We start from the raw sequence: 21,764 nt of genomic DNA on the forward strand, positions 1-21,764 counted from the left end.
TTATTATTCTCTCGCACAGCCCCGCCTTCGATACTTTCTTGCACTGTTGCAAAAAAGTGTCAGGTAAAAGTCTTCACCGCTTCTTCAGCCGGGCGCCCGCTGCCCGTCCACGAACACATGCAATTCGCCCGGCGCAAAGGGCGTCCAGGTCTCGTTGGTGGTGAGCGGCGTGGTCACCACCACGGCCACGCGGTCGGTCGGCGTGGTGTGCTGGGCGAAATCGATCTCCAGGTCTTCGTCGGACAGCTGCGCCGTCACGAACGGATGCCGCCGCTCCACGTACCAGAGGTTCGTCGACGCGTGCGCCCACAGCGCCTGCCCGTTGGACAGCATGAAGTTGAAGGTGCCGTGGCTCGCGAGCTGCGGTGCCAGTTCGCGCAGGGTGAGCGTCAGTTCCTCGATGCTGGGCACGCCCGCGTGCGACTTCGCCAGCTCCTGCATCAGCCAGCAGAAGGCGTGTTCGCTGTCGGTGTTGCCCACGGGATGGAAGTTGCCATGCAGGCGCGGCCGGAAATCCTTCAGGTCGCCGTTGTGCGCAAACACCCAGTAGCGCCCCCAGAGCTCCCGCACGAACGGGTGGCAGTTCTGCAGGTTGACCTCGCCCTGCGTGGCCTTGCGGATGTGCGCGATGACGTTGCGGCTCTGGATCGGATAGCGCCGGATCAGCTCCGCCACCGGCGATTCGCAGGCCGGCTGGTGATCGACGAAATGGCGCAGGCCCCGGTCCTCGAAGAACGCGATGCCCCAGCCGTCGGCGTGGTGGTCGGTGCGGCCACCGCGCTGCGCGAACCCCGTGAAGCTGAAGGTCACGTCGGTCGGCGTGTTGCAGTTCATCCCTAGCAATTGACACATGCAGGCGATTAGACCGCGATTCGCGCCGGCCCCGCCCCCGGCGTCGCTTACCCGACCATCCGGCTGCAGCTAGCGGATGAACTTGCCCTCCTTGGTCACGCGCACCATCTCGATGAAGCGCGAGCCCGTGTTGCTCACGCCGGTGAAGTCGATCTCCATGCCGCCGATGCGCAGCTTCATCGCCTTCAGCGCGGCGTGCAGCTTCGCGCGCGTCAGGTCGCGGCCGGTACGGCGCAGGCCCTCGATCATCACGAGCGCGTTCACATAACCCTCGTAGCTGAGGTAGCCCAGGTCCACCTTGGCGCGCTCGGCCAGCTGGCGAAATTCGCGCGCGGTGGCGTCGACCTCGCTCCACGGGTACGGCACGATCTGCGAGATCGCCAGCCCGCTGGTCTTGTCGCCCACGAGCTTGGCCGTGACGTCGCCCGGCACGATCGACATGCCGTAGAACATCTGCCGCCCGCCGGCCGCCCAGGCGGCTTTCATGACCTCGCCGCCGATGCCGCCGCCCAGGTACATGATCACGGCCTGCGCCTTGCTGTCGGCCAGCGCCTTGCCGGATGCCTCGTTGCCCGTGCCGTCGCCCTTGACCGCCACCGCGGCCTCGGGCTTCAGCTTGAGCGTGTCCAGCGCGGCTTCGACCAGCTTGGCGACTTCCGCGCCGCCGGGGTTGTCCAGGTACGCCACGGCGATCCGCGAGACGCCGATGGTCGTCAGGTGCTGCACCAGCGCCTGGGCTTCGCGCGCGAAGGTGGCGCGCACGAAATAGCCGGCGGCGCCCATCTTCTCGCGGGCCGAATCCGACACCGCATAGCCGCCCACCGTCGGTGCGCCGCTCTGGTTCACGACCTTGGCGCCCGCGGCGGTGGTGCCCGAGCCCACGCAGCCGAAGAAGGCGAAGACGCGGTGCTCGGCCAAGAGCTTCTCGTAGTTGGCGAGGGCCTTCTCGGGCTTGAGTTCGTCGTCGAGCGAAACCACGCGGATCTTCCGTCCCGACAGTCCGCCCTGCGCATTGACCGCATCGAAGGCCAGCCCGGCGCCGGCCATCACCACCTTCACCGGCACGCCCAGCGGGCCGCTCAGGATGCCGGTGTGGCCCAGGACGATCTCGCCGTCGGTGACGCCGCTCTCGGCCGCATGGGCCGGAAAGGAAAGAGGGCCGAGTCCGGCCGCTGCCGCAGCCGAGGCGGCGATGAAATTTCTGCGATGCATGGAACCGTTTCGTTATCAGATACAACTGATAACAATTGAATGCGAAAGCGCCTTCCGGGTCCGCCGGGGTTTACCCCGTGTTGCGCGCCGTCACTGCCGTCCCTGTCGGCCCTTTCGGTCCTTCGCGCAGTTGCCATGCCGCGCAGATCGCCAGCGCGCACAGCCCCGCCAGCATCGCGAACACCTCGTCGAACGCGGCCAGCCGCGCCGGGCTGCTCACCGGATTGGCCAGCGAATCGCCGTGCGCGGCAAGACGCCACTCGAGCACGATCGCGCACAGGCTCACGCCGGCCGCGCCACCGAGCATGCGCACGAAGTTGATCGCGCTCGCGCCCTGCGGAATCAGCGGCTTGGCCAGCGGCCGCATCGAGCCCAGGTTGAGCGAGGGCAGGATGAACCCCAGCCCGATGCGCCCGATGATCGCGAAGGCCACCAGCAGCCACAGCGCGCTGTCCAGCCTGAGCACCGTCATCAGCGCGAACGAGGCCGCCAGCAGCGCGAGGCCGACGGTCACCAGCACCCATGTCGGCTGCCGGTCGGCCAGCCGGCCCACGCCCGCGATGGTCACGGCCAGCACGATGCCGGCTGGCAAAAGAATGGTGCCCACGTGCGACGCCGACAGGCTCAGCCCCACCTGCATGTATACCGGCAGCAGGTAGGTCGAGCCGAACAGCGCCGTGCCGTAGATGAAGGCCACCACGCTGCCCATCGCGAACTGCCGGTACTGGAAGAGCGCCAGGTTCATCAAGGGCGTGCCGCCCGAGGCCGCGAGCCGGCGCTGCCACCACACGAAGGCGACGAAGGACGCCAGCGCGCCGCCCAGCAGCAGCGCGGCCTGCAGCGGCGAATCGCCACGCAGCTCGACCAGCCCGTTCAGGAGGCACAGCGTACCGACCGTGCCCAGCGCCAGGCCACGCGCATCGAGCCCGTTGCCGCGCACGGCAGCCACGCCGCCCGGCGCCGTCTTCGGCACGAACTTGTAGGCCAGCCAGATCGAGGCCAGGCAGAACGGCACCACCATGAAGAAGATCGAGCGCCAGCCGAACAGGTCGACCAGCACCCCGCCGATGCTCGGCCCGATGGCCGGCGCCAGCACCACGCCCATGCCGAAGATGCCGCTCGCGCGCCCCTGTTCGTGCGGCTCGAAGGCACGCAGGATGATGATGGCCGGAATGGGCTGCACCACGCCCGCCGCGAGCCCTTCGGCCACGCGTGCGAACAGCACCAGGGAAAAATTGTTGGCCAGCCCGCCCGCGACGCCGCCCACGAGCAGCAGCAGCATCGTGCCCACGTAGGTGCGGCGGTAGCCGTAGCGCGAGAGCAGCCACGGCGTGGTGAGCATCGAGACCGTCATCGCCACCATGAAGCCCGAGCTCACCCACTGCGCGCGCTCCTGGCCGAGCGAGAAGTGGTGGCTCATGCCGGGGATGGCCACGTTCACGATGGTCGAGGACATGATCGAGGCCATCGTCCCCACCATCACCGACATCAGCAGATACCAGCGGTAGCGCTCGCCGTAGCGTTCGCGCAGGGTGCCCATGGAGGGCGGGGCCGGCGTGGACGCGGCTTTGGGCGTGGGTGGGGAGGTCATGGGGCGGCGGAATGTGTCGGGGTCCGTCGTCCTACAAGCATATCGGTCTTTGCGTGGCGAACGGCGCGGCGGGCGGTCGCACAATGCAGCGGCTCTCCCCTCCGCGTCAAGCGCAAGAAGAAGACAGAAGACCATCCCATGGACTCCTCGACCACCGATCCCGTCAACGAACAAGCCGCCAATGGCGAACCCGAAGGCGCACCCACGCTGGCGAGCGAACTCGTCGCGCCCACGCTGAGCCGCGCCTACCGCTGCCAGTGCGGCCGTCCCGTGTTCCTGCGCAACAGCGAGTGCCTGGCCTGCCACACGCCGCTCGGCTACGTGATCGACCGCCTGGGCGTCATGCCGCTGGCGCCGGCCGAAGGCGAGGGCGCGCTGCCCGACACCTTCACCGTCTTCGGCGATCCGCACGGCAAGACCTACCAACGCTGCGCGAACCTCATGACGCCGGCGGCCTGCAGCTGGATGGTCTCGGTGCCGCGCGAGGGCGAGACGATTCCCCTGGACACCCAGGGCCTGGTGCCCGGCTATTGCCTCGCGTGCAGCGTCACCCGCACCATTCCCGATCTTTCGATCGAGAGCAACGGCGAACTCTGGCGCAAGCTGGAGACGGCCAAGCGCCGGCTCATCTCGCAACTGCTCGCGCTCGGCCTGCCGGTGGTGAGCCGCCACGCAGATCCGGTGCACGGCCTGGCTTTCGATTTCCTCAGCAACATGCCCGGTGGCCCGCACGTGATGACCGGCCATGACGACGGCGTGATCACCCTCAACGCCGAGGAAGCCGAAGACGCCGTGCGCGAACGCATCCGCGCCGAAATGCGCGAGCCCTATCGCACGCTGCTGGGCCATTTCCGCCACGAGATCGGCCACTACTACTGGGACCTGCTCGTGCTCCCGACGCCGTGGATCGACGACTTCCGCGCGCTCTTCGGCGACGACCGCGCCGACTACACCGCCGCGCTGCAGACGCACTACGAACAGGGCCCGCCGCCCGACTGGGCCGACCGCTTCGTGAGCAGCTACGCGAGCATGCACCCGTGGGAAGACTGGGCGGAGACCTGGGCCCACTACCTGCACATGGCCGACACCGCGGACACCGCGATGAGCTTCGGCGTCGATGCGACCAACGTCGAGTTGACGAGCGACCTCTTCACCGCGGCCGATCTCTGGCAGCCCGACCATCCCGATGCCGCGACGTTCCTGGATTTCATCAACGGCTGGGTGTTGCTCACCAACGTGCTCAACGAGCTGTCGCGCAGCATGGGGCAGCCCGACTACTACCCCTTCGTGCTGCCGCGCGCGGCGGTGGGCAAGCTGCAGTTCATTCACCGCGTGATCACCGAGCAGCGGCCCGGGTCGGCGCCGACGATGGTGGTGGCCAGCGACGTGGCGGCGCCCGAGCCCATCGAACCCGCACCCGGGCTGGCGCAATCCCAAACGCAATCTCAGTCGCAATCCCAGGGCGGCGTTCAGTCCTGAGGCGGCGTCCCCGCGGCGCAGCGCGCGCAGATGCAGGCGAGGCCGCGCATCGACTCGGGCAACCTGGCGAGCGGGGCGTTGCTGAAGTCGACCTGCATGCACCAGCAGGGCGGCTGCGCCTGGCCCGTCTCGCGTTCGACCTCCATCGCGCAGCGGTTCGACGCGCCGCACAGCGGGCAGCGCGTGGCGTCGATGGCTGCAGGGGCCGTGATCGTCATGCGAGTACGAAAGCCGGCAGCTTCTTCGCCACCGCGACGTTCTGTAGCGTCACATACACCGGCAGGCCGTCGCGGTAGGCGGGGTAGTCCTCGCCCTCGATCAGCGGCAGCAGGTAGCGCCTGCACTTTTCGGTGATGCCGTAGCCGTCGTCCGAGATGAAATCGCGCGGCATCGGCTTCTCGACATTGGCCACCGATTCGAGCGGCGCACTGCCCAGGGTGTACGCATAGGGCACGTCGGATGTGCGCTCGATCGTCGGCATCACCGCGTTGCGGCCTTCCAGCGCGAGCTCGACCGCGCGCTGTCCCAGTTCGTAGGCCTGCTTCACGTCGGTGGCCGAGGCGATGTGCCGCGCCGCGCGCTGCAGGTAGTCGGCCACGGCCCAATGGAACTTGTGGCCGTGCGCGTCCTTGATCATCTGCGCCACCACCGGCGCGGCGCCGCCCAGTTGCGCATGGCCGAACGCGTCGCGCGTGCCCTGTTCCGCGAGGAAGGTGCCGTCGGGGTAGTGGCACCCCTCGGACACCACGACCGAGCAGTAGCCGTGCTGCTTCACCAACGCATCGACACGCGCGAGAAAACGCGCCTTGTCGAACTCGATCTCGGGAAACAGCACCACCACCGGAATGCCCTGGTCCGCGGCGAGCCCGCCGGCCGCGGCGATCCATCCCGCATGCCGCCCCATCACCTCGAGCACGAACACCTTGGTCGAGGTGGCGGCCATCGAGCGCACGTCGAACGAGGCTTCGAGCGTGGACACCGCCACGTACTTGGCGACCGAGCCGAAGCCCGGGCAGCAGTCGGTCAGCGGCAGGTCGTTGTCGATGGTCTTGGGCACATGGATCGCCTGCAGCGGATAGCCGAGCGACTGCGACAGCTGGCTCACCTTGAAGCAGGTGTCGGCCGAATCGCCGCCGCCGTTGTAGAAGAAATAGCCGATGCCGTGCGCCTTGAACACCTCGATCAGCCGCTCGTATTCGCGCCGGTTCTTCTCGAGCGACTTGAGCTTGTAGCGGCACGAGCCGAATGCGCCCGAAGGCGTGGTGCGCAGCGCCGCGATGGCCTCGGCCGGTTCGGCACCCGTGTCGATCAATTCTTCCGTCAGCGCGCCGATGATGCCGTTGCGCCCTGCGTAGAGCTTGCCGATGCGGTCCGGGTGTTTTCGTGCCGTCTCGATCACGCCGCAGGCCGACGCATTGATGACCGAAGTGACGCCGCCCGACTGGGCGTAGAAGGCGTTGAGGATGGGCATGCGGGCATTCTCCCGCAGCCCCATGGCAGGCGCCAGTACCGGCGGCCTTCAGGGTGTCAGGATGTCAGCGGCTCTCGAAAGCGGGCGGCCGCTTCTGCAGGAACGCGCTCACGCCCTCGCGGAAGGTCGGGCGGTCGATCAGTTCGCGCTGGCGTTCGCTTTCATAGTGCAGTTGCTCTTTCAGCGTGTGGCGCTCGGAGGCCTCGAAGGCTTCGCGCGCCTCGACGACCGCGTGCGCGGGCAGCCGTGCAAGGCGCTGCGCGATCGCACGCGCATCGTCCATCAGTTGCTCGTCGTCGGCGCAGGCCCAGATCAGGCCCCACTGCACCGCGCGGCCCGCGCTCAGGCGTTCGTCGAGCAGCGCCATGCCCATCGCGCGCGCCTTGCCGGCGCGCCGCGGAATGGCCCAGGTGCAACCCAGGTCCGGCACGATGCCCAGCTTCGGGAGAAAGGGCAGATAGAAGTACGCGCTGCGTGCGGCGATCGTCACGTCCGCCGCGAGCGCGAGGCCCACGCCTGCACCGGCGGCCGGGCCGTTCACCGCAGCGACCACAGGAACAGGCAGCGTGCGCAGCGTCTCGATCAGCGGATTGCTCAGCGACTGCATCCACTCGGCCGTCTGCGTGCCGAGCGACTTGCCTTCTTCGCCGGGCGCCATCGCGCTCAGGTCGGCGCCCACGCAGAAGGCCTTGCCCGCGCCCGTCAGGATCACGGCGCGCACCGCGCGGTCGTCGCGGATGCGCTCCAGCGTGTCGCGCAGCTCGACCTGCAGGCCGTGCGCAATGGGATTCAGCTTGGCCGGCAGGTTCAGCGTGAGTGTCGCGATGCCGTCGGCCAGCTCGTAGAGGATCGGTGCTTGGGGGGAGTCCATGGCATCGAGGTTCGATGCCGACGGCACCCGGGTCAAGCCGGGGACAACCCGTGGGGCCGAAGTCGCCAAGGCGACCATCCGCGCGCCGGTCGCGCAAGGGGCATCGCAGCGGGCTGCGCGTCCGACACCGTGATGCATGAGGCCGTCAGCGCCGACACCAGGATGCGCCGGTGCTCGGTGCCGTCGAAGCGGTCGCCGGCCTCCAGCACGATGTCGCGCGGATCGCGGTCCAGCGTGACCCAGACGGTGCCGCTGCGGCATTCGATGCCCACGCCCGCGCCGTCGGGCACGGCAAAGACGGTGCGCGTCGGCAGGCTGACATGAAAGCGGGAAGACGTATTCGGTTGGGTGCTCATGGCAAGCTCCATTGCATTCGGGATACGAATGAATATAGTGAGTCGCCCCCTCTCTTACACGCGGTCATTCGGAACTCGTTGCATGCCTACAGAGAATGCGAAAGCCACGGCAGCCCCGGGTGGCGAACTCCCGCCGCTCGAGCTGCTGCGCAGCTTCGAGGCCGCCGCGCGACGGCTCAGCTTCACGCTGGCGGCCGGCGAGTTGCACCTCACGCAGTCGGCCGTGAGCCGGCAGATCCAGCAACTCGAAGCCAGCCTGGGCGTGCTGCTGTTCGAGCGCCGCCACCGCGCGCTGGCGCTCACCGAGGCGGGCGGCGTGCTGCAACGTGCGGTCACCGACAGCCTGGAGCGGCTGCGCGACGCCACGGCCCGCGTGCGCGCCAGCGCCGCGCCGCGGCAGGTGGCGATCACCACCACGCCGGGCTTCGCATCGCTCTGGCTCATTCCGAAACTGGCGCGCTTCACCGGTACGCATCCGCAGGTGGACGTGCGCGTGTCGGCCACGCTCGACGTGCTCGACCTGGACGTGAGCCGCCTCGATCTCGCGGTGCGCTTCGCGCCCATCGGTCGCGGTGTGGGGCTGGCGCTGTTCGAGGAGTCGGTGATCCCGCTGTGCTCGCCGCAACTGGCCGCGTCGCTGCGGGAGCTGTCGGACTTTTCCAGGCTCACGCTGCTCACCATCGAATACCCGGACCACAGCGAAGCCCCGACCACCGACTGGGAGCCGTGGCTCAAGGTGATGGGGCTGGAAGACCTGCGCATGAAGAGCACGCTGCGCTTCTCGCAGTACGCCGATGCGGTGGCCGCCGCGGTGGCGGGACAGGGAGTTGTGATCGGCCGGTTGCCGTTGCTGCGCGAACTGGTGCGCGACGGCCGGCTCGTGGCGCCGCTCGGCGAGGGCGCGGCATCGCACCGCGGCTACTTCATCGAGATGTCCAAGCGCGCCGCGGGGAACCGCGATGCGCAGGACTTCGCGCAATGGTTGCGCGACGAAGCCGAGGCCGCGCAGCGAGCCTGAAAGAGGCCCGTCGCGCGGAGAACGATCAGCCCGGCAGCAGCACCTTGTTCACGACGTGGATCACGCCGTTCGACTGGTACACGTTGGCGATCGTCACCATCGCCGTGCCGCCCTTGGCATCGGTCACCATCACGTTGCTGCCGCTCATCGTCGCCGTGAGCGTGCCGCCGCTCGCGGTCTTGAGCACCGCCTTGCCGCCGCCTGCGTTGATCGCGCTCATGAGCGCGGGGCCGTCCATCTTGCCGGGCACCACGTGATAGGTCAGCACCTTGGTCAGCGTGGGCTTGTTCTCGGGCTTGAGCAGCGTGTCGACCGTGCCGGCCGGGAGCGCCGCGAACGCGGCATTGGTCGGTGCGAACACGGTGAACGGACCCGGGCTCTTGAGCGTGCCGACCAGGTCCGCGGCCTTGACGGCGGCGACCAGCGTCGTGTGGTCCTTCGAATTCACGGCGTTGTCCACGATGTCCTTGGTCGGGTACATCGCGGCGCCGCCGACCATCGGGTTGGACGACATGCCGGAGCTGCCGCTGCCGCTCATGCCCATGCCGCCCGCGCAAGCGCCGAGCAGGACCGAAACGCCGAGTGCGATCACGAGTTTTTTCATGGAAGTCTCCTGGAAAGAAATGGTTGTCGAGGATCTCTCTGTGGAAACCGCCAACAGCTCGGGGGCGCGATGCGCTTGAGATCAATACGGGAGGTCGGTGCAACTGGATTCACCGCGCCGCATCGCGTCGGCTTTGCGCCACAGCGTTGCAAGTGGCGCTTGCGCATCGCGCATGCGCTCGACAGAATCCGCCCTTCGTTTTTCAGCAACAGTTTCTTTTCACCGCGCCTGGCGACTTGCGACCTCCCGGGCGACCAACCAATTCAATGAACCGTTTCCTGAACACCTGACCCGCACACCGACCGCCCCGGCCGGATGTGCATCCATGCATCCGCCGAGGCCTTGTCGACAAAGGCCCCGCGCAGCCATTCGCCGGGGCCTTTTTGTTTTTTGGAGTGTGCGCACATGAGTGCTCAACGAAAGGCCCGCGACGACGACAAGCGTCTGGGCCGTTTCTATTTTTCGGTGCCGAATGCGGCACCTCGCAATCCCGTGGTGGCCGCGATGGCGCGCCGCGAATCTAGCCAGGGCGCCGGGCGCCACCTGCGCACGCACCGCGCCGAGCGGCGTGCGCAGAAGGTGGCGTTGCAGAAGACTGCGCGTAGCGCAGGGCGAGGGGGCGACGATGCGTGACGACATGGACAAGGTCATCGTCGAACGCCCGCGCCGCGGCGGTGGCGTGCAGGGCGACGGGCGCGGCTTTCGCAACAGCCGCGAGCGCGGCTCGCACCTGGGCATGAAGCGCGGCCATGACCATCCGAAGGGGCTGAACGAAAACCTCGCGCCGCTCAAGCGCTGGTTGCACAAGCAGGTGCACAGGCCGTGGGACAAGGTGTATGCGGAGCTCTGCAGCGGCATCGATCGACGCAGTACGGTGCAGGCGCACATCTTCGAGCACATCGACCAGTTCGTCGAACGCGGGGCGGTGATGCGCGATGGCCAGGTGTGGGTGAACTCGCCCCGATGGAGGGGCGGGCGCCGTGTGCCGCTTCGCGAAGCCGCGCACGTCGAGCTGTTCGTGCACCCCGTCACGGGCATCGTGCTGCCCAACCGGCGATTGCGCGAAGCACGCCAGGCGCAGCAGGAGGCGTATCGCGTTGCGCGGGCCGGTTGGCCGACCGACAAGAAGCGCCACACGGTCTTTCATGTGATCGACGAGTTCACGCAGTGGCACCGCATCGATGGCTGCTGGTTCGAGGTCACCATCGCGCCGCTGCCCGAGCTGCGGCGGACAGTGCTCGATGTGACGTACTACGACGTGCTGCGCCGCTGCCCGGTCTCGCGCCGTGGCGGTTGCGAGAAGCCGGCCTTCGGGTCACCCGATCATCGGGAGATGTACGGGCGGGACCATGTATACGCCGCGGCCATGTGCAAGCTGAGCCTGCAGAGAGTACGGGAGCGTTTTGGCGATTCCTGCGAAGGCCCTGTGCCTAAGCATCGAGCTCGCGCTTGATCGACGCATTGCCGATTTTCTTGCGGCACAGCAGCCGGCGCGCGCCCGGCCCCACGGCCATGCCCAGGTCGAGCAACAGCGAATCGCGCAGGCGAACATCCCCATGGCGCAGCGACTTGTCGATCGCGTCCACCCTGGCGAACAGTTCGTCAAACGGATCGTCGCCGTCGATGCCATCGGGTCGCGGCCCCTTGGCATAGGCCTTCACCAGCAGTTCTTCTTCAAGCCCCGCTGCCGATGCAAACAGCGTCGCATGGGCCGCGATCCACGCGCGCATCCTCGCCACATCCACCGTGGCCGCATAGGTGCGCATGGCCGCTGCGCGATAGCCGTCGCCGAAGCCCTTGGTCTCTTCGCAGAGGTGCAGTGCCGCATCGAGGCCTTGCTGCGCGGCCACCCGCTCGACCAGCAACGCACGCGCATCGAGAAGCGTGTGGCGTTCCTGGCGCTGATCGGCCTTCTTCTGCTTGCGCAGGAACCCGCTGACATCGCCGCGACGCGCGTACTCCATCAGCAGCACGCGGTCAGCGCGATGGGCCATGTCGGGACGCAGGCGCGGCGTGATCTCCTGCTCGACACGCGTCATCTCGCCTTCGATCGCGAGATCGGCTGCGATGTGCAGCAGCAGATGGTCGCGCAGGATGTCGTCTTCCACCTGCTGCGTCCAGGCCAGCATCTCGCTTGCACCGAGGCCGGCCGTGTCGAACAGGACTTCGATCCGATCCTTCCAGCTCAGGCTGTGGCTGTTGCGGCTGCCCTGAAGCCGATGCATCATGGCCGCCCACGGCGTGCGATAGCCGCGATGTCCGAGATACCCGCAACCCAGCCCTTTGCCCGCGTAGGGCTCGGCGGCGAGCGCGTCGATCAGCGGCTGGATCTCGATGGCCAGCGCATCGAGCTGCGCCTTCTGCTCGGCGCTCGGGTAGTAGCCGAAGGCGTTGTCCAGGTTGATCGCGTGAAGGCAGCGCGTGAGCGCATCGTGAATGCGAGGGTCCATCGGCAGGATGATAGAAGCGGCATCGCCGCTCCGGGGCCGGCCATCAAGCCCTGGCTCGTGTCGGCACCTGCGCACGCGGCAGCAAGAAGAACGCAAGCGTCCCCGCAGCCAGCATGCCCGCCACCGTGAGGAACACCGCGCGGAACGGCTCCACGCCATGCGCCACGCCCCACGATGCGGCCACGCCCGTCGTCCACTGCATCAGCGAGACCCCGAGGAACATCGCCATGTTCATCAGCGCCATCGCGCGGCCCGTCATCGCCGCGGGGTAGCCGTTCTTGGTGTACGCGTACTGCAGCACGCTGTAGCCCGAGATGAGTCCGTAGAGGATCGGCAGGCCGATGTCGATCGCGCGCGAATGCGTGAACGCCATCGCGCCGAACATCAGCGCGCCAGCAGAGGCGCAGCCCATCATCCAGCGCGTGCGCCGTGCGGGGCCCGGGTCCAGGCGGCCGAACAGCGCGGGGCTGATCATGCCGGTGACCGTCATCACCAGCGCCACGTTGCCGCTGGCCACGAGCGAGAGGCCATGCCGCTCGTGCAGCACCGGCCCGAGCCACAGGCCCCGCAGCGTGATGAAGGCCGCATACGACACGCACGCAAAGCACAAGAGGCCCAGCGTGTGCGGCATCGCGAACAGCGGCAGCAGTTCGCGCACGGCCTTGCGCAACGATTGCCGTTCGGCGGGGGCGGATTGCGGCGCAAGGTCCACCGCGCGCGCCGGCTCGCGCACGCGCCAGAAGATGACGATCCACGAGAGCACCGCGAACACGGCCAGCACCGTGTAGCCGGCGCGCCATGATGCGGCCTCGATCAGCAGCGCCAGCGGCGTGCCGGTGAAGAGAATGCCCATGCCCGCCAGGCTCATCACCAGCCCCGACATCGCGGTGAAGCGCGAGGCGTCGAAATGCCGCGCGATGAACACCGTGCACGCAAGAAACGCTGGCGCGCAGCCGACGCCGATCAACGCCTGCCCGAGCAGCAGCATGTGAAAGCTCGACGCCACCGCGCACAGCGCGGCGCCCGCGATGGCCAGCGGAAACGCGGTGAGCACCGTGCGCCGCACGCCGAACATGTCGATCGACACGCCCATCGCGAGCTGCATGATCCCGAACATGAAGTGGAAGGTGCCCGCCCATGTTCCCAGTTGCTGGGGCGAGAGGCCGAAGTGGCTGCTGAGCGGCGTGGCCATCATGGCGCCGACGGTGCGGAAGGCCTGGCTCAGCGCGAAGGCCGAGGCGAGGGCCACGAGCATGGCGGCCGCGGAGGTCGACCAGCGCGGCGGGGGCGGCGATGCCGCGTTCGTGTTCATCGGGAGGGGAGGGGCTGAAAGAAGAAGGGGGCGGCACGAATGCTAATGGCATGCCGCACTCAATGCAGAACGGCGCCCGAAGGCGCCGTCCGTTCGCTCAAGCCCGGCGCAGTGCCGGGTGCACGCCGATCAGGCCTCGCCCTTGACCTTCAGGCGCCATGCATGCAGCAGCGGCTCGGTGTAGCCGCTCGGCTGCTCGATGCCCTTGAACACCAAGTCCTGCGCCGCCTTGTACGCAGCCGACGTCGCGAAGTTGCCGGCCATCGGCTGGTAGAGCGCGTCGCCCGCGTTCTGCTCGTCCACCACCTTGGCCATGCGCTGGAAGGTCTCGTCGACCTGCGCCTTGGTCACCACGCCGTGCAGCAGCCAGTTGGCGATGTGCTGGCTGGAGATGCGCAGCGTCGCGCGGTCTTCCATCAGGCCCACGTTGTGGATGTCGGGCACCTTGGAGCAGCCCACGCCCTGGTCGATCCAGCGCACCACGTAGCCCAGGATGCCCTGCACGTTGTTGTCGATTTCCTGCTGGCGCTCTTCGGCCGTCCACTTGGCTTCGGGTGCGATCGGCACCTGCAGCAGCGCATTGAGGATGTTGTCGCGCTCGCCGTCCGCGTCGATCTTCTCCAGTTCCTGCTGCACTGCCGTCACGCTCACCTGGTGGTAGTGCAGCGCGTGCAGCGTGGCGGCGGTGGGCGAGGGCACCCAGGCGGTGTTGGCACCGGCCTTGGGGTGGCCGATCTTCTGCTCGAGCATCGCGGCCATGAGATCGGGCATCGCCCACATGCCCTTGCCGATCTGCGCCTTGCCGCGCAGGCCGCACGAGAGGCCGACCAGCACGTTGTTCTTTTCATAGGCGCCGATCCACGCGCTGGACTTCATGTCGCCCTTGCGGATCATCGGGCCGCCCTGCATGGCGGTGTGCATCTCGTCGCCGGTGCGGTCGAGGAAGCCCGTGTTGATGAAGGCCACGCGCGCGGCCGCTTCGGCGATGCAGGCCTTCAGGTTCACGCTGGTGCGGCGCTCCTCGTCCATGATGCCCAGCTTCACCGTGTTGGCGGGCAGGCCCAGCAGTTGCTCGACGCGGCCGAACAATTCGCTCGCGAAGGCCACTTCGGCGGGGCCGTGCATCTTGGGCTTCACGATGTAGATGCTGCCGGTGCGCGAGTTGCCCTTGCGCTTGAGGTCGATGGTGGCGATGGTGGTGGTCACCACGGCATCGAGGATGCCTTCCGGAATTTCCTTGCCGCCGGCGTACAGGATGGCCGGGTTGGTCATCAGGTGGCCCACGTTGCGCAGGAACATGAGCGAGCGGCCGTGCAGCTTCACGGGCTGGCCATCGGCGCCGGTGTATTCGCGGTCGGCGTTCAGGCCACGCGTGAAGGTCTTGCCGCCCTTGGCGACTTCTTCCGTCAGCGAGCCTTCGACGATGCCCAGCCAGTTCGAATACGCGACCACCTTGTCGGCCGCGTCGACCACGGCCACCGAGTCTTCCAGGTCCAGGATGGTCGAGAGCGCGGCTTCGAGCACCAGGTCGCTCACGCCGGCCGCGTCGCTCTTGCCGATGGCGGTGCTGCGGTCGATGCGGATGTCCAGGTGGATGCCGTTGTGCTTGAGCAGCACCGAAGACGGCGCCGCAGCCTCGCCCTGGTAGCCGATGAACTGCGAGGGGTCGGCCAGGCCCGTGCTGCTGCTCTGCAGCGCGACCACCAGCTTGCCGTCCTTCACGCTGTAGCCGGTCGCCATCTTGTGCGAGCCGTTTTCCAGCGGTGCGGCCTGGTCGAGCACGTTGCGCGCGAACTCGATGACCTTGGCGCCGCGCACCGGGTTGTAGCCCTTGCCCCCTTCCGCCACTTTGCCAGCGCCGCCGGTTTCGGGGATGGCGTCGGTGCCGTAGAGCGCGTCGTACAGCGAGCCCCAGCGCGCGTTGGCGGCGTTCAGCGCGTAGCGCGCGTTCAGGATCGGCACCACCAACTGCGGGCCGGCCTGCAGCGCGAGCTCGGCGTCGACGTTCGCGGTCGTGGCCTTCGCGCCCTTGGGTTGCGGCAGCAGGTAGCCGATCTTTTCCAGGAAGGCGCGGTAGGCCGGCATGTCGCCGATCGGGCCGGGGTTCTGCTTGTGCCAGGCGTCCAGCTCTGTCTGCAGGCGGTCGCGCTCGGCGAGCAGCGCGATGTTCCTGGGCGCGAGGTCGCTCACGATGGCGTCGAAGCCCTTCCAGAAGACATCGCTCGCCACGCCGGTGGCGGGCAGGACTTTTTCTTCGATGAAGCGGTGGAGCTCGGTCGCAACCTGGAGTCCGTGGGCGGTGGTGCGGGCAGTCATTTTTCTCTCCTGGAAATCGGAATACGGCGGAATACGGCGGAATACGGAATCAAAAGACGTGGGTGTCGCAATGACGCAGGTCAACTTTATTCGATACTTTACGAGGGAGTAAGAGCCGAAAGTGAGATTTATCAATGACAAAAATGAAGGTAATGGCTGTATGGCGCCGGTTTTTACTCAAAGGGTAGGCACTGATAGAGACGCCACGGCCGCGGGATATATTTAACTTCTTAAATAATCCCGACTCCGCCGAAATGATCCTCCTGGCTTCCAACGAAAACCCGCTCGGCATGCCCGAGTCGGCCCGCCGCGCCGCCGCTTCCGCCCTCCAGGGCGCGGGCAACTACCCCGACAGCAACGGCACCGCGCTCAAGAATGCACTGGCCGCCCGGCTCGACGTATCGCCCGAGTGGCTCACGCTGGGCAGCGGATCGAGCGAGATCCTCGAACTCGCCGCGCAGGTGAGCCTGAAGCCGGGCGAGAACGTCGTCTATTCGCAGTACGGCTTCATCGTCTACGCGCAGGCCACGGCGCACGCGCATGCGCGCGCCACCGTCGTGCCCTCGCAAGATTTCGGCCACGACCTGGACGCGATGCGCGCCGCCATTGCCGACGACACGAAGCTGGTCTTCGTCGCCAACCCGAACAACCCCACGGGCACCTTCATCGATGCTGCGCCGCTGCTGGCCTTCCTGCAATCGGTGCCCACGCACGTGACGGTGCTGCTCGACGAGGCCTACACCGAATACCTCTCGCCCGCACAGCGCTACGACAGCATCGGGTGGGTGCGGCGCCTGCCGAACCTCGTCGTGGCGCGCACCTTCTCCAAGGCCTTCGGCCTGGCCGGGATGCGCATCGGCTACGGCGTGTCGCAGCCCCCGCTGACCGCGCGCATGAACGCGCAGCGCCCGCGCTTCAACGTGACGACGCCGGCCCAGGCCGCGGCGGTGGCTGCGCTCGGCGATGCGGAATTCCTCGCGCGCACCTACGACCTGAACACCGCCGGACGCGACCAGCTCGCCGCGGGCTTCACCGAACTGGGCCTCGCATGCATCCCTTCGTCGGGCAACTTCCTGATGGTGCAGGTGGGCGATGCGCAGGCCGTGCACGCGCGCCTGCTGGCCGCCGGCATCGAGGTCTCGCTGCTCGGCCCCTACGGCCTGCCGCAGTGGCTGCGCGTGAGCGTCGGCCTGCCCGAACAGAACCAGGCCGTGCTCGCCGCACTGCGCTGAGCGGCGCTCCCGCCCGCCCGACTCCATTTCCACCACGACCCCCGAGGAGACAGACGCATGAAACGCCGCCAGTTCGCAGCGCAGGCCGCTGCCGTCATTGCCGTCACGGCCACCGCGCCGATGGCCTTCGCGCAGGAGCGCACCACGCGCATCCTGGTCGGGTTCCCGCCGGGCGGGTCGGCGGATGTGGTGGCGCGGCTGCTCGCCGACAAGATGCGCGTCTTGCTGGGGCAGAACGTCATCATCGACAACAAGCCCGGCGCGGCAGGGCGCCTTGCACTGGGTGAGCTCAAGCGCTCGCCGCCCGACGGCAGCGTGCTGGTCTTCTCGCCGAGCGGCGCGATGGTGATCCATCCGTGGCTCTATGCGAACCTGGGCTACGACCCCGCGAAGGACTTCACGCCGATCTCGCTCGGCAGCACCTTCGACTTCGCGGTGACGGCCGGGCCGGGCGCGCCGCCCGGCGACATCAAGGCGGTGCTGGCCTGGATGAAGGCCAACCCGGCCAAGGCCAACTACGCGACCTCGGGCGCGGGCACGGTGCCGCACTTCGCCGGCCAGCTGCTGGCGCAGGCGGCGGGCGTGCCGATGACGCACGTCGCCTACCGCGGCGGCGCACCGGCCGCGCAGGACCTGATCGGCGGACAGGTGCCGCTGATGGTCGACACCGCCTCCGAAACCATCGAGCACCACCGCGCCGGCAGGGTGCGCATCCTCGCGGTGACGGGCGAACAGCGCAGCCGCGCGCTGCCCGATGTGCCGACGCTGAAGGAGGCCGGCATCAACGTGACGGCCGATGCGTTCTTCGGGCTCTACGGCCCGCCGGGCATGTCGCCCGAAGTGGTCGTGCGCATCGACAAGGCCGTGGGCGATGCGCTGCGCATGCCCGATGTGCAGGACAGGATCTATGCGCTGGGGCTCGTGCCGGCGCATGCGGGGCCGGCCGAACTCGCGGCGATCCAGGCGGCGCATCTGAAGCGCTGGGAAATGCCGATCAAGAACTCCGGTTTCAAGGCCGAGTCCTGAACCTCAGACCTGCCCGCCGAGTTCCTTCGCCGCCGCGCGCACGGGCGCGATGTAGCCCTCGTCGTAGCGGTGCGTCGGCATCGTCAGCGTGACCGCAGCGGCGAGGCTGCCGTCCGCATGGAACACCGGCGCCGAGATGCCCGCGAGTTCCGCCGTGCGGTCACCCACCAGCGCGCAGTAGCCCTGCGCGCGGATCGCGTCATAGAGCTTGCGCTCCTTCGCCCCGCGCGGCCGCTCGGCCTCGGGCCCGAAGGCGATCAGCACGCGCGCACCGGCGCCGCGGTCGTTGGGCAAGAGGTCGCCCGCGCGCACGTGGTCGCGCACCACATGCGATGAATCGATGCGGAACTGGCACAGGCGCACCCAGCTCTCGCCCTGGTCCTGCCGCACGTGGTACGCCGCGCTTTCGCCGGTGGCGGCGACCAGCGCGCGCAGCACCGGCAGCACGACGCGGTCGAGCGACTGCGAGGCTGCGTAGAGCCCGTGCAGCCGTGCGATCTCCATGCCGAGCGCGTAGCGCCCGTCGTCCTGCCGGCGGATCAACCGCGCATGTTCGAGCGATGCCAGGAGCCGCAGCACCGTGCTCTTGTAGAGCTGCGTGCGCTCGGCGAACTGCGCGAGCGACAGCGCCTCGTCCCCCGCCTGGAACGCCGAGAGCAGGCTCAGCGCGCGATCGACCGCGGCGGCGCCGCCGGGGGCGGCATTGAGATCGGAAACCGATTCGGTCTGGGCTTTGCGGGGCATGGGCGTGACTTGACAGGGAAAGTCGAACAGCGGTCTAATTCTGTTTAACGGAATTTAGTTCTGTAAGATAGAATTGTCAAGTGCTTCGCCGCGTGATCGCTCCCAGGAGACAAATTCGATGACACCCCCCGACGTCCTCATCAGCGAGGTCGGCCCGCGCGACGGCCTGCAATCGGTCAAGGCCACGATGCCGACCGCCGACAAGCTGCGCTGGATCGACGCGCTCTACGCCGCCGGCGTGCGCGAGATCGAGGTCGCTTCCTTCGTGCCCGCCAGGCTGCTGCCCCAGATGGCCGATGCCGCCGACGTGGTGCGCCACGCCATCACGCTGCCCGGCCTCACCGTGATGGCGCTCGTGCCCAACCGCAAGGGCGCGCAGGCCGCGCTCGAAGCCGGCGTGCACAAGCTCACGATGCCGGTGTCGGCGAGCGTGGCGCATTCGCTGGCCAACGTGCGAAAGACTCCCGCCGAAATGGTCGAGGAGGTGCGCGCCATCTCCGACCTGCGCCGCGCGATCGCGCCGCAGGTCAAGCTCGAGGCGGGCATCTCCACCGCCTTCGGCTGCACGCTGCAGGGGCTGGTGCCCGAAGACGACGTGATCCGCCTCGCCGCGCAATGCATCGAAGCCGGCGCTGAAGAGGCGGGCCTCTCCGACACCGTCGGCTACGCCAATCCCGCGCAGGTGCGCCGCCTCTTCAAGCGCCTGCGCGCGGAACTCGGCACGCACGCCGGCGCGGCCCATATGCACAACACGCGAGGCCTGGGCATCGCGAACTGCCTGGCGGCCTGGGACGAGGGCGTGCGCACTTTCGACGCTTCGCTCGGCGGCCTCGGCGGCTGCCCCTACGCGCCGGGCGCCTCGGGCAACGCCGTGACCGAAGACCTCGTCTTCATGTTCGAGGCCATGGGCGTTCGCACCGGCATCGACATCCAGAAACTCATCGCGGCGCGCGCGCCGCTCATGGCGGGCCTCCCCGGCGAACCGGTCTACGGCATGACGCCCGAGGCCGGCCTGCCCAAAGGTTTTGTCCAGGAACACACTGCACATGTCTGAAGCCAATCCACTTCCCTACGCAGGCGTTCGCGTCGTCGAGTTCACCCACATGGTGATGGGCCCGACCTGCGGCCTGCTACTGGCCGACCTGGGCGCCGAGGTCATCAAGGTCGAGCCCATCGAGGGCGACAACACGCGCCGCCTGCTCGGCTCGGGCTCGGGCTTCTTTCCGACCTTCAACCGCAACAAGAAGAGCATTGCGCTCGACCTGAAGCAGCCCAAAGGCGTGGAGGCCGCGCTGCGCCTGGTCGCCACCGCCGACATCGTGAGCGAGAACTTCAAGCCCGGCACGATGAAGAAGCTGGGGCTCGACTACGAGACGCTTTCCAGGCTCAACCCGCGCCTCATCTACGTGAGCCACAAGGGCTTCTTGCCCGGCCCGTACGACCACCGCACCGCCCTGGACGAAGTGGTGCAGATGATGGGCGGCCTCGCCTACATGACCGGCCGCTCGGGCGACCCGCTGCGCGCGGGCACCAGCGTGAACGACATCATGGGCGGCATGTTCGGCGCCATCGGCGCCATGGCCGCGCTGCGCCAGCGCGATGCGACCGGCAAGGGCTGCGAGGTGCAGGCCGCGCTGTTCGAGAACAACGTGTTCCTCGTCGCGCAGCACATGATGCAGTTCGCCGCCACCGGCAAGGCGGCCGACCCGATGCCCAGCCGCATCTCGGCGTGGGCGGTGTACGACGTCTTCACGGTGAAAGACGGCGAGCAGATCTTCCTGGCCGCGGTCAGCGACAAGCAGTGGGCCATCTTCTGCAAGGCCTTCGGCCTGGAAGACATGCTGGCCGATCCGCGCCTGAAGACCAACAACGACCGCGTGCGCGCGCGCGAATGGATGATGCCGATCCTGCGTTCGCACCTGGCCGAGCGCAGCGCGGCCGAGCTCGCCGCGGTGTTCGAGCAGAACGAGCTGCCCTTCGCGCCCATCACCAAGCCGCAGGACCTGTTCGACGATCCGCACCTGAACGCCACCGGCGGCCTGGCACCCGTGCGCATGAACGACGGCCACATGGCCAAGGTGCCGCTCGCGCCGTTCACGCTGGGCGGCCAGCGCCCCGGCATCCGCCTGCAGCCGCCGCACATCGGCGAGCACAGCCGCGAGCTGCTGAAAGAAGTGGGCTACAGCGACGAAGAGATCGCGGCCCTCGAGTCACACCACATCACCCTCGGAGACTGACCCCATGTTTTCATTCACACGGCGCGCCTTGCTGGCCTGCGCCGCAGCCGCTGCATGCCTTCCCGCCATTCCCGCCCTTGCGGCGGACACCGCCGCCTGGCCCGACAAGCCCGTGCGCCTGGTCGTGCCCTACACCCCGGGCGGCGCCACCGACATCGTCGCGCGCCTCATCGCGCAGAAGGTGACCGACGACACGAAGTGGACCTTCATCGTGGACAACCGCGCGGGCGGCAACGGCAACATCGGCATCGACGTGGTGGCCAAGGCGAAGGCCGACGGCTACACCATCGGCCTCGGCCAGACGGCCAACCTCGCGATCAACCCGACGCTCTTTCCGAAGATGCCCTACGACGCATTGAAGGACCTGGTGGCCGTGTCGATCGTCGCGGCGCAGCCGGTCGTGCTGGTGGTGCGCACCGATGCGCCCTTCAAGACGCTGGCCGACGTGGTGGCCGCCGCCAAGGCCAGGCCGGGCGAGATCAAGCAGGCGCTGGCCGGCACCGGCACGCTCGGTCACATGGCGGGCGAAGTACTCGCCAAGCGCGCGGGCTTCAAGGTGCTCAACGTGCCGTACAAGGGCGCCGCCCCCGCCATCACCGACCTGCTGGGCGGCCAGACCGACTACATGTTCGCCACGCCGCAGGGCGCGCTCGCGATGGTCAAGGGCGGCAAGCTGCGCGCGCTGGCCGTCACCTCGGCGCAGCGCCTGCCGGTGATGCCCGACGTGCCGACCGTGGGCGAAAGCTACAAGGGCTTCGAGGCGGTGGACTGGAAGGCCGTCGTCGTGCCGGCCGGCACGCCCGCCGACATCGTGAAGAAGCTCAACGCCGCCATCGACAAGGCGCTCGCCAGGCCGGCGACCATCGCGCAGCTGCAGGCCGAGGGCAGCGTGCCGGTCGGCGGCAGCCCGGAGCGGGCGGCGCAGTACATCAAGGCGGAGCACGAGCGCTGGGGCGCGGCGGTGCGCGACGCGGGCGTCAGGCCCGAATAAGA

The 21,764-nt window shown here is 68.2% G+C and carries 21 protein-coding genes; 9 read left to right on the forward strand and 12 right to left on the reverse strand.

What is annotated here, in order from left to right; all coding sequences use genetic code 11:
• Positions 1-84 precede the first annotated feature (84 nt).
• The 3 genes from BM133_RS18675 to BM133_RS18685 all read right to left on the reverse strand — a co-directional run bounded on the left by BM133_RS18675 (position 85) and on the right by BM133_RS18685 (position 3,655).
• Positions 85-852, reverse strand: a complete 768-nt coding sequence (locus tag BM133_RS18675; protein ID WP_093436755.1) for a class II glutamine amidotransferase — start codon at positions 850-852, stop codon at positions 85-87.
• A gap of 69 nt (positions 853-921) precedes the next feature.
• Positions 922-2,064, reverse strand: a complete 1,143-nt coding sequence (locus BM133_RS18680) for an ABC transporter substrate-binding protein (RefSeq protein ID WP_093436758.1) — start codon at positions 2,062-2,064, stop codon at positions 922-924.
• Positions 2,065-2,134: 70 nt separating this feature from the next.
• Positions 2,135-3,655 (reverse strand): DHA2 family efflux MFS transporter permease subunit, encoded by a 1,521-nt coding sequence (locus tag BM133_RS18685; RefSeq protein WP_093436760.1) that lies wholly within the window; start codon positions 3,653-3,655, stop codon positions 2,135-2,137.
• A gap of 138 nt (positions 3,656-3,793) precedes the next feature.
• Here BM133_RS18685 and BM133_RS18690 point away from each other — a divergent pair, with 138 nt between their 5' ends.
• Positions 3,794-5,134 carry a zinc-binding metallopeptidase family protein gene (locus tag BM133_RS18690; RefSeq protein ID WP_093436763.1) on the forward strand — a complete coding sequence of 447 codons (1,341 nt, stop codon included), beginning with the start codon at positions 3,794-3,796 and terminating at the stop codon, positions 5,132-5,134.
• Here the strand turns inward: BM133_RS18690 and BM133_RS18695 are convergent.
• The 4 genes from BM133_RS18695 to BM133_RS18710 form a co-directional block, all read right to left on the reverse strand.
• Entirely contained in the window at positions 5,125-5,352 is a 228-nt protein-coding gene (locus BM133_RS18695) for a cysteine-rich CWC family protein (protein WP_093436765.1), read from the reverse strand. The two genes, BM133_RS18690 and BM133_RS18695, sit on opposite strands and share 10 nt — an antisense overlap.
• Positions 5,349-6,605: a 6-phosphofructokinase gene (locus tag BM133_RS18700; protein WP_093436768.1), complete on the reverse strand. Its 1,257-nt coding sequence runs from the start codon at positions 6,603-6,605 to the stop codon at positions 5,349-5,351. The genes BM133_RS18695 and BM133_RS18700 overlap by 4 nt, the downstream gene beginning before the upstream one ends.
• Positions 6,606-6,669: 64 nt before the next feature.
• The gene (locus tag BM133_RS18705; RefSeq protein ID WP_093437126.1) at positions 6,670-7,476 is read right to left on the reverse strand and encodes an enoyl-CoA hydratase-related protein; all 807 of its coding nucleotides are present in this window, start codon (positions 7,474-7,476) and stop codon (positions 6,670-6,672) included.
• Positions 7,477-7,508: 32 nt separating this feature from the next.
• The gene (locus tag BM133_RS18710) at positions 7,509-7,832 is read right to left on the reverse strand and encodes a DUF2917 domain-containing protein (RefSeq protein WP_093437128.1); all 324 of its coding nucleotides are present in this window, start codon (positions 7,830-7,832) and stop codon (positions 7,509-7,511) included.
• Positions 7,833-7,914: 82 nt separating this feature from the next.
• Between BM133_RS18710 and BM133_RS18715 the strand changes: the two genes are divergently transcribed.
• Positions 7,915-8,850 (forward strand): LysR substrate-binding domain-containing protein, encoded by a 936-nt coding sequence (locus BM133_RS18715; protein ID WP_093436770.1) that lies wholly within the window; start codon positions 7,915-7,917, stop codon positions 8,848-8,850.
• 25 nt (positions 8,851-8,875) lie between these two features.
• Here BM133_RS18715 and BM133_RS18720 read toward each other — a convergent pair whose 3' ends face one another.
• Positions 8,876-9,454 (reverse strand): fasciclin domain-containing protein, encoded by a 579-nt coding sequence (locus tag BM133_RS18720; protein ID WP_093436773.1) that lies wholly within the window; start codon positions 9,452-9,454, stop codon positions 8,876-8,878.
• A gap of 405 nt (positions 9,455-9,859) precedes the next feature.
• Between BM133_RS18720 and BM133_RS18725 the strand changes: the two genes are divergently transcribed.
• Together BM133_RS18725 and BM133_RS18730 are read left to right on the forward strand one after the other, a co-directional pair.
• Positions 9,860-10,087: a hypothetical protein gene (locus BM133_RS18725; protein ID WP_093436776.1), complete on the forward strand. Its 228-nt coding sequence runs from the start codon at positions 9,860-9,862 to the stop codon at positions 10,085-10,087.
• 4 nt (positions 10,088-10,091) lie between these two features.
• Complete coding sequence (locus BM133_RS18730) at positions 10,092-10,907, forward strand: hypothetical protein (protein ID WP_256219256.1); 816 nt, start codon at positions 10,092-10,094, stop codon at positions 10,905-10,907.
• Here the strand turns inward: BM133_RS18730 and BM133_RS18735 are convergent.
• The 3 genes from BM133_RS18735 to BM133_RS18745 all read right to left on the reverse strand — a co-directional run bounded on the left by BM133_RS18735 (position 10,885) and on the right by BM133_RS18745 (position 15,532).
• A complete protein-coding gene (locus BM133_RS18735) occupies positions 10,885-11,904 on the reverse strand; it encodes a hypothetical protein (protein WP_093436781.1) in 1,020 nt (339 codons plus the stop codon). The two genes, BM133_RS18730 and BM133_RS18735, sit on opposite strands and share 23 nt — an antisense overlap.
• A 43-nt stretch (positions 11,905-11,947) precedes the next feature.
• Positions 11,948-13,216, reverse strand: coding sequence for an MFS transporter (locus BM133_RS18740; protein ID WP_093436784.1), 1,269 nt, complete (start codon positions 13,214-13,216; stop codon positions 11,948-11,950).
• 129 nt (positions 13,217-13,345) lie between these two features.
• Positions 13,346-15,532 (reverse strand): malate synthase G, encoded by a 2,187-nt coding sequence (locus tag BM133_RS18745; RefSeq protein WP_093436786.1) that lies wholly within the window; start codon positions 15,530-15,532, stop codon positions 13,346-13,348.
• Positions 15,533-15,786: 254 nt separating this feature from the next.
• Here BM133_RS18745 and hisC point away from each other — a divergent pair, with 254 nt between their 5' ends.
• Positions 15,787-16,764 carry a histidinol-phosphate transaminase gene (gene hisC / locus BM133_RS18750; protein WP_093436789.1) on the forward strand — a complete coding sequence of 326 codons (978 nt, stop codon included), beginning with the start codon at positions 15,787-15,789 and terminating at the stop codon, positions 16,762-16,764.
• Positions 16,765-16,821: 57 nt separating this feature from the next.
• The gene (locus BM133_RS18755; protein WP_093436792.1) at positions 16,822-17,790 is read left to right on the forward strand and encodes a Bug family tripartite tricarboxylate transporter substrate binding protein; all 969 of its coding nucleotides are present in this window, start codon (positions 16,822-16,824) and stop codon (positions 17,788-17,790) included.
• 3 nt (positions 17,791-17,793) lie between these two features.
• Here BM133_RS18755 and BM133_RS18760 read toward each other — a convergent pair whose 3' ends face one another.
• Positions 17,794-18,534, reverse strand: coding sequence for an IclR family transcriptional regulator (locus BM133_RS18760; RefSeq protein WP_093436794.1), 741 nt, complete (start codon positions 18,532-18,534; stop codon positions 17,794-17,796).
• 118 nt (positions 18,535-18,652) lie between these two features.
• Here BM133_RS18760 and BM133_RS18765 point away from each other — a divergent pair, with 118 nt between their 5' ends.
• The 3 genes from BM133_RS18765 to BM133_RS18775 are packed head-to-tail and all read left to right on the forward strand — an operon-like array spanning position 18,653 to position 21,762.
• Positions 18,653-19,588: a hydroxymethylglutaryl-CoA lyase gene (locus BM133_RS18765; protein WP_093436797.1), complete on the forward strand. Its 936-nt coding sequence runs from the start codon at positions 18,653-18,655 to the stop codon at positions 19,586-19,588.
• A complete protein-coding gene (locus tag BM133_RS18770; protein WP_093436799.1) occupies positions 19,581-20,771 on the forward strand; it encodes a CaiB/BaiF CoA transferase family protein in 1,191 nt (396 codons plus the stop codon). Before BM133_RS18765 ends, BM133_RS18770 begins: the two co-directional genes overlap by 8 nt.
• A gap of 4 nt (positions 20,772-20,775) precedes the next feature.
• Entirely contained in the window at positions 20,776-21,762 is a 987-nt protein-coding gene (locus tag BM133_RS18775) for a Bug family tripartite tricarboxylate transporter substrate binding protein (protein ID WP_093436802.1), read from the forward strand.
• Positions 21,763-21,764: the final 2 nt, after the last annotated feature.

Source organism: Variovorax sp. 770b2, assembly GCF_900115685.1.
Classification (GTDB): domain Bacteria; phylum Pseudomonadota; class Gammaproteobacteria; order Burkholderiales; family Burkholderiaceae_C; genus Variovorax.

Bases quoted from the DNA above. Each gene is read 5' to 3' on its own strand.
- BM133_RS18700 (WP_093436768.1), bottom strand. From the start codon at position 6,605: ATGCCCATCCTCAACGCCTTCTACGCCCAGTCGGGCGGCGTCACTTCG.
- BM133_RS18760 (WP_093436794.1), bottom strand. From the start codon at position 18,534: ATGCCCCGCAAAGCCCAGACCGAATCGGTTTCCGATCTCAATGCCGCC.
- BM133_RS18680 (WP_093436758.1), bottom strand. From the start codon at position 2,064: ATGCATCGCAGAAATTTCATCGCCGCCTCGGCTGCGGCAGCGGCCGGA.
- hisC (WP_093436789.1), top strand. From the start codon at position 15,787: ATGATCCTCCTGGCTTCCAACGAAAACCCGCTCGGCATGCCCGAGTCG.
- BM133_RS18775 (WP_093436802.1), top strand. From the start codon at position 20,776: ATGTTTTCATTCACACGGCGCGCCTTGCTGGCCTGCGCCGCAGCCGCT.
- BM133_RS18755 (WP_093436792.1), top strand. From the start codon at position 16,822: ATGAAACGCCGCCAGTTCGCAGCGCAGGCCGCTGCCGTCATTGCCGTC.
- BM133_RS18770 (WP_093436799.1), top strand. From the start codon at position 19,581: ATGTCTGAAGCCAATCCACTTCCCTACGCAGGCGTTCGCGTCGTCGAG.
- BM133_RS18690 (WP_093436763.1), top strand. From the start codon at position 3,794: ATGGACTCCTCGACCACCGATCCCGTCAACGAACAAGCCGCCAATGGC.
- BM133_RS18675 (WP_093436755.1), bottom strand. From the start codon at position 852: ATGTGTCAATTGCTAGGGATGAACTGCAACACGCCGACCGACGTGACC.
- BM133_RS18705 (WP_093437126.1), bottom strand. From the start codon at position 7,476: ATGGACTCCCCCCAAGCACCGATCCTCTACGAGCTGGCCGACGGCATC.
- BM133_RS18685 (WP_093436760.1), bottom strand. From the start codon at position 3,655: ATGACCTCCCCACCCACGCCCAAAGCCGCGTCCACGCCGGCCCCGCCC.
- BM133_RS18745 (WP_093436786.1), bottom strand. From the start codon at position 15,532: ATGACTGCCCGCACCACCGCCCACGGACTCCAGGTTGCGACCGAGCTC.
- BM133_RS18715 (WP_093436770.1), top strand. From the start codon at position 7,915: ATGCCTACAGAGAATGCGAAAGCCACGGCAGCCCCGGGTGGCGAACTC.
- BM133_RS18710 (WP_093437128.1), bottom strand. From the start codon at position 7,832: ATGAGCACCCAACCGAATACGTCTTCCCGCTTTCATGTCAGCCTGCCG.
- BM133_RS18735 (WP_093436781.1), bottom strand. From the start codon at position 11,904: ATGGACCCTCGCATTCACGATGCGCTCACGCGCTGCCTTCACGCGATC.
- BM133_RS18720 (WP_093436773.1), bottom strand. From the start codon at position 9,454: ATGAAAAAACTCGTGATCGCACTCGGCGTTTCGGTCCTGCTCGGCGCT.
- BM133_RS18725 (WP_093436776.1), top strand. From the start codon at position 9,860: ATGAGTGCTCAACGAAAGGCCCGCGACGACGACAAGCGTCTGGGCCGT.
- BM133_RS18765 (WP_093436797.1), top strand. From the start codon at position 18,653: ATGACACCCCCCGACGTCCTCATCAGCGAGGTCGGCCCGCGCGACGGC.
- BM133_RS18740 (WP_093436784.1), bottom strand. From the start codon at position 13,216: ATGAACACGAACGCGGCATCGCCGCCCCCGCCGCGCTGGTCGACCTCC.
- BM133_RS18695 (WP_093436765.1), bottom strand. From the start codon at position 5,352: ATGACGATCACGGCCCCTGCAGCCATCGACGCCACGCGCTGCCCGCTG.
- BM133_RS18730 (WP_256219256.1), top strand. From the start codon at position 10,092: ATGGACAAGGTCATCGTCGAACGCCCGCGCCGCGGCGGTGGCGTGCAG.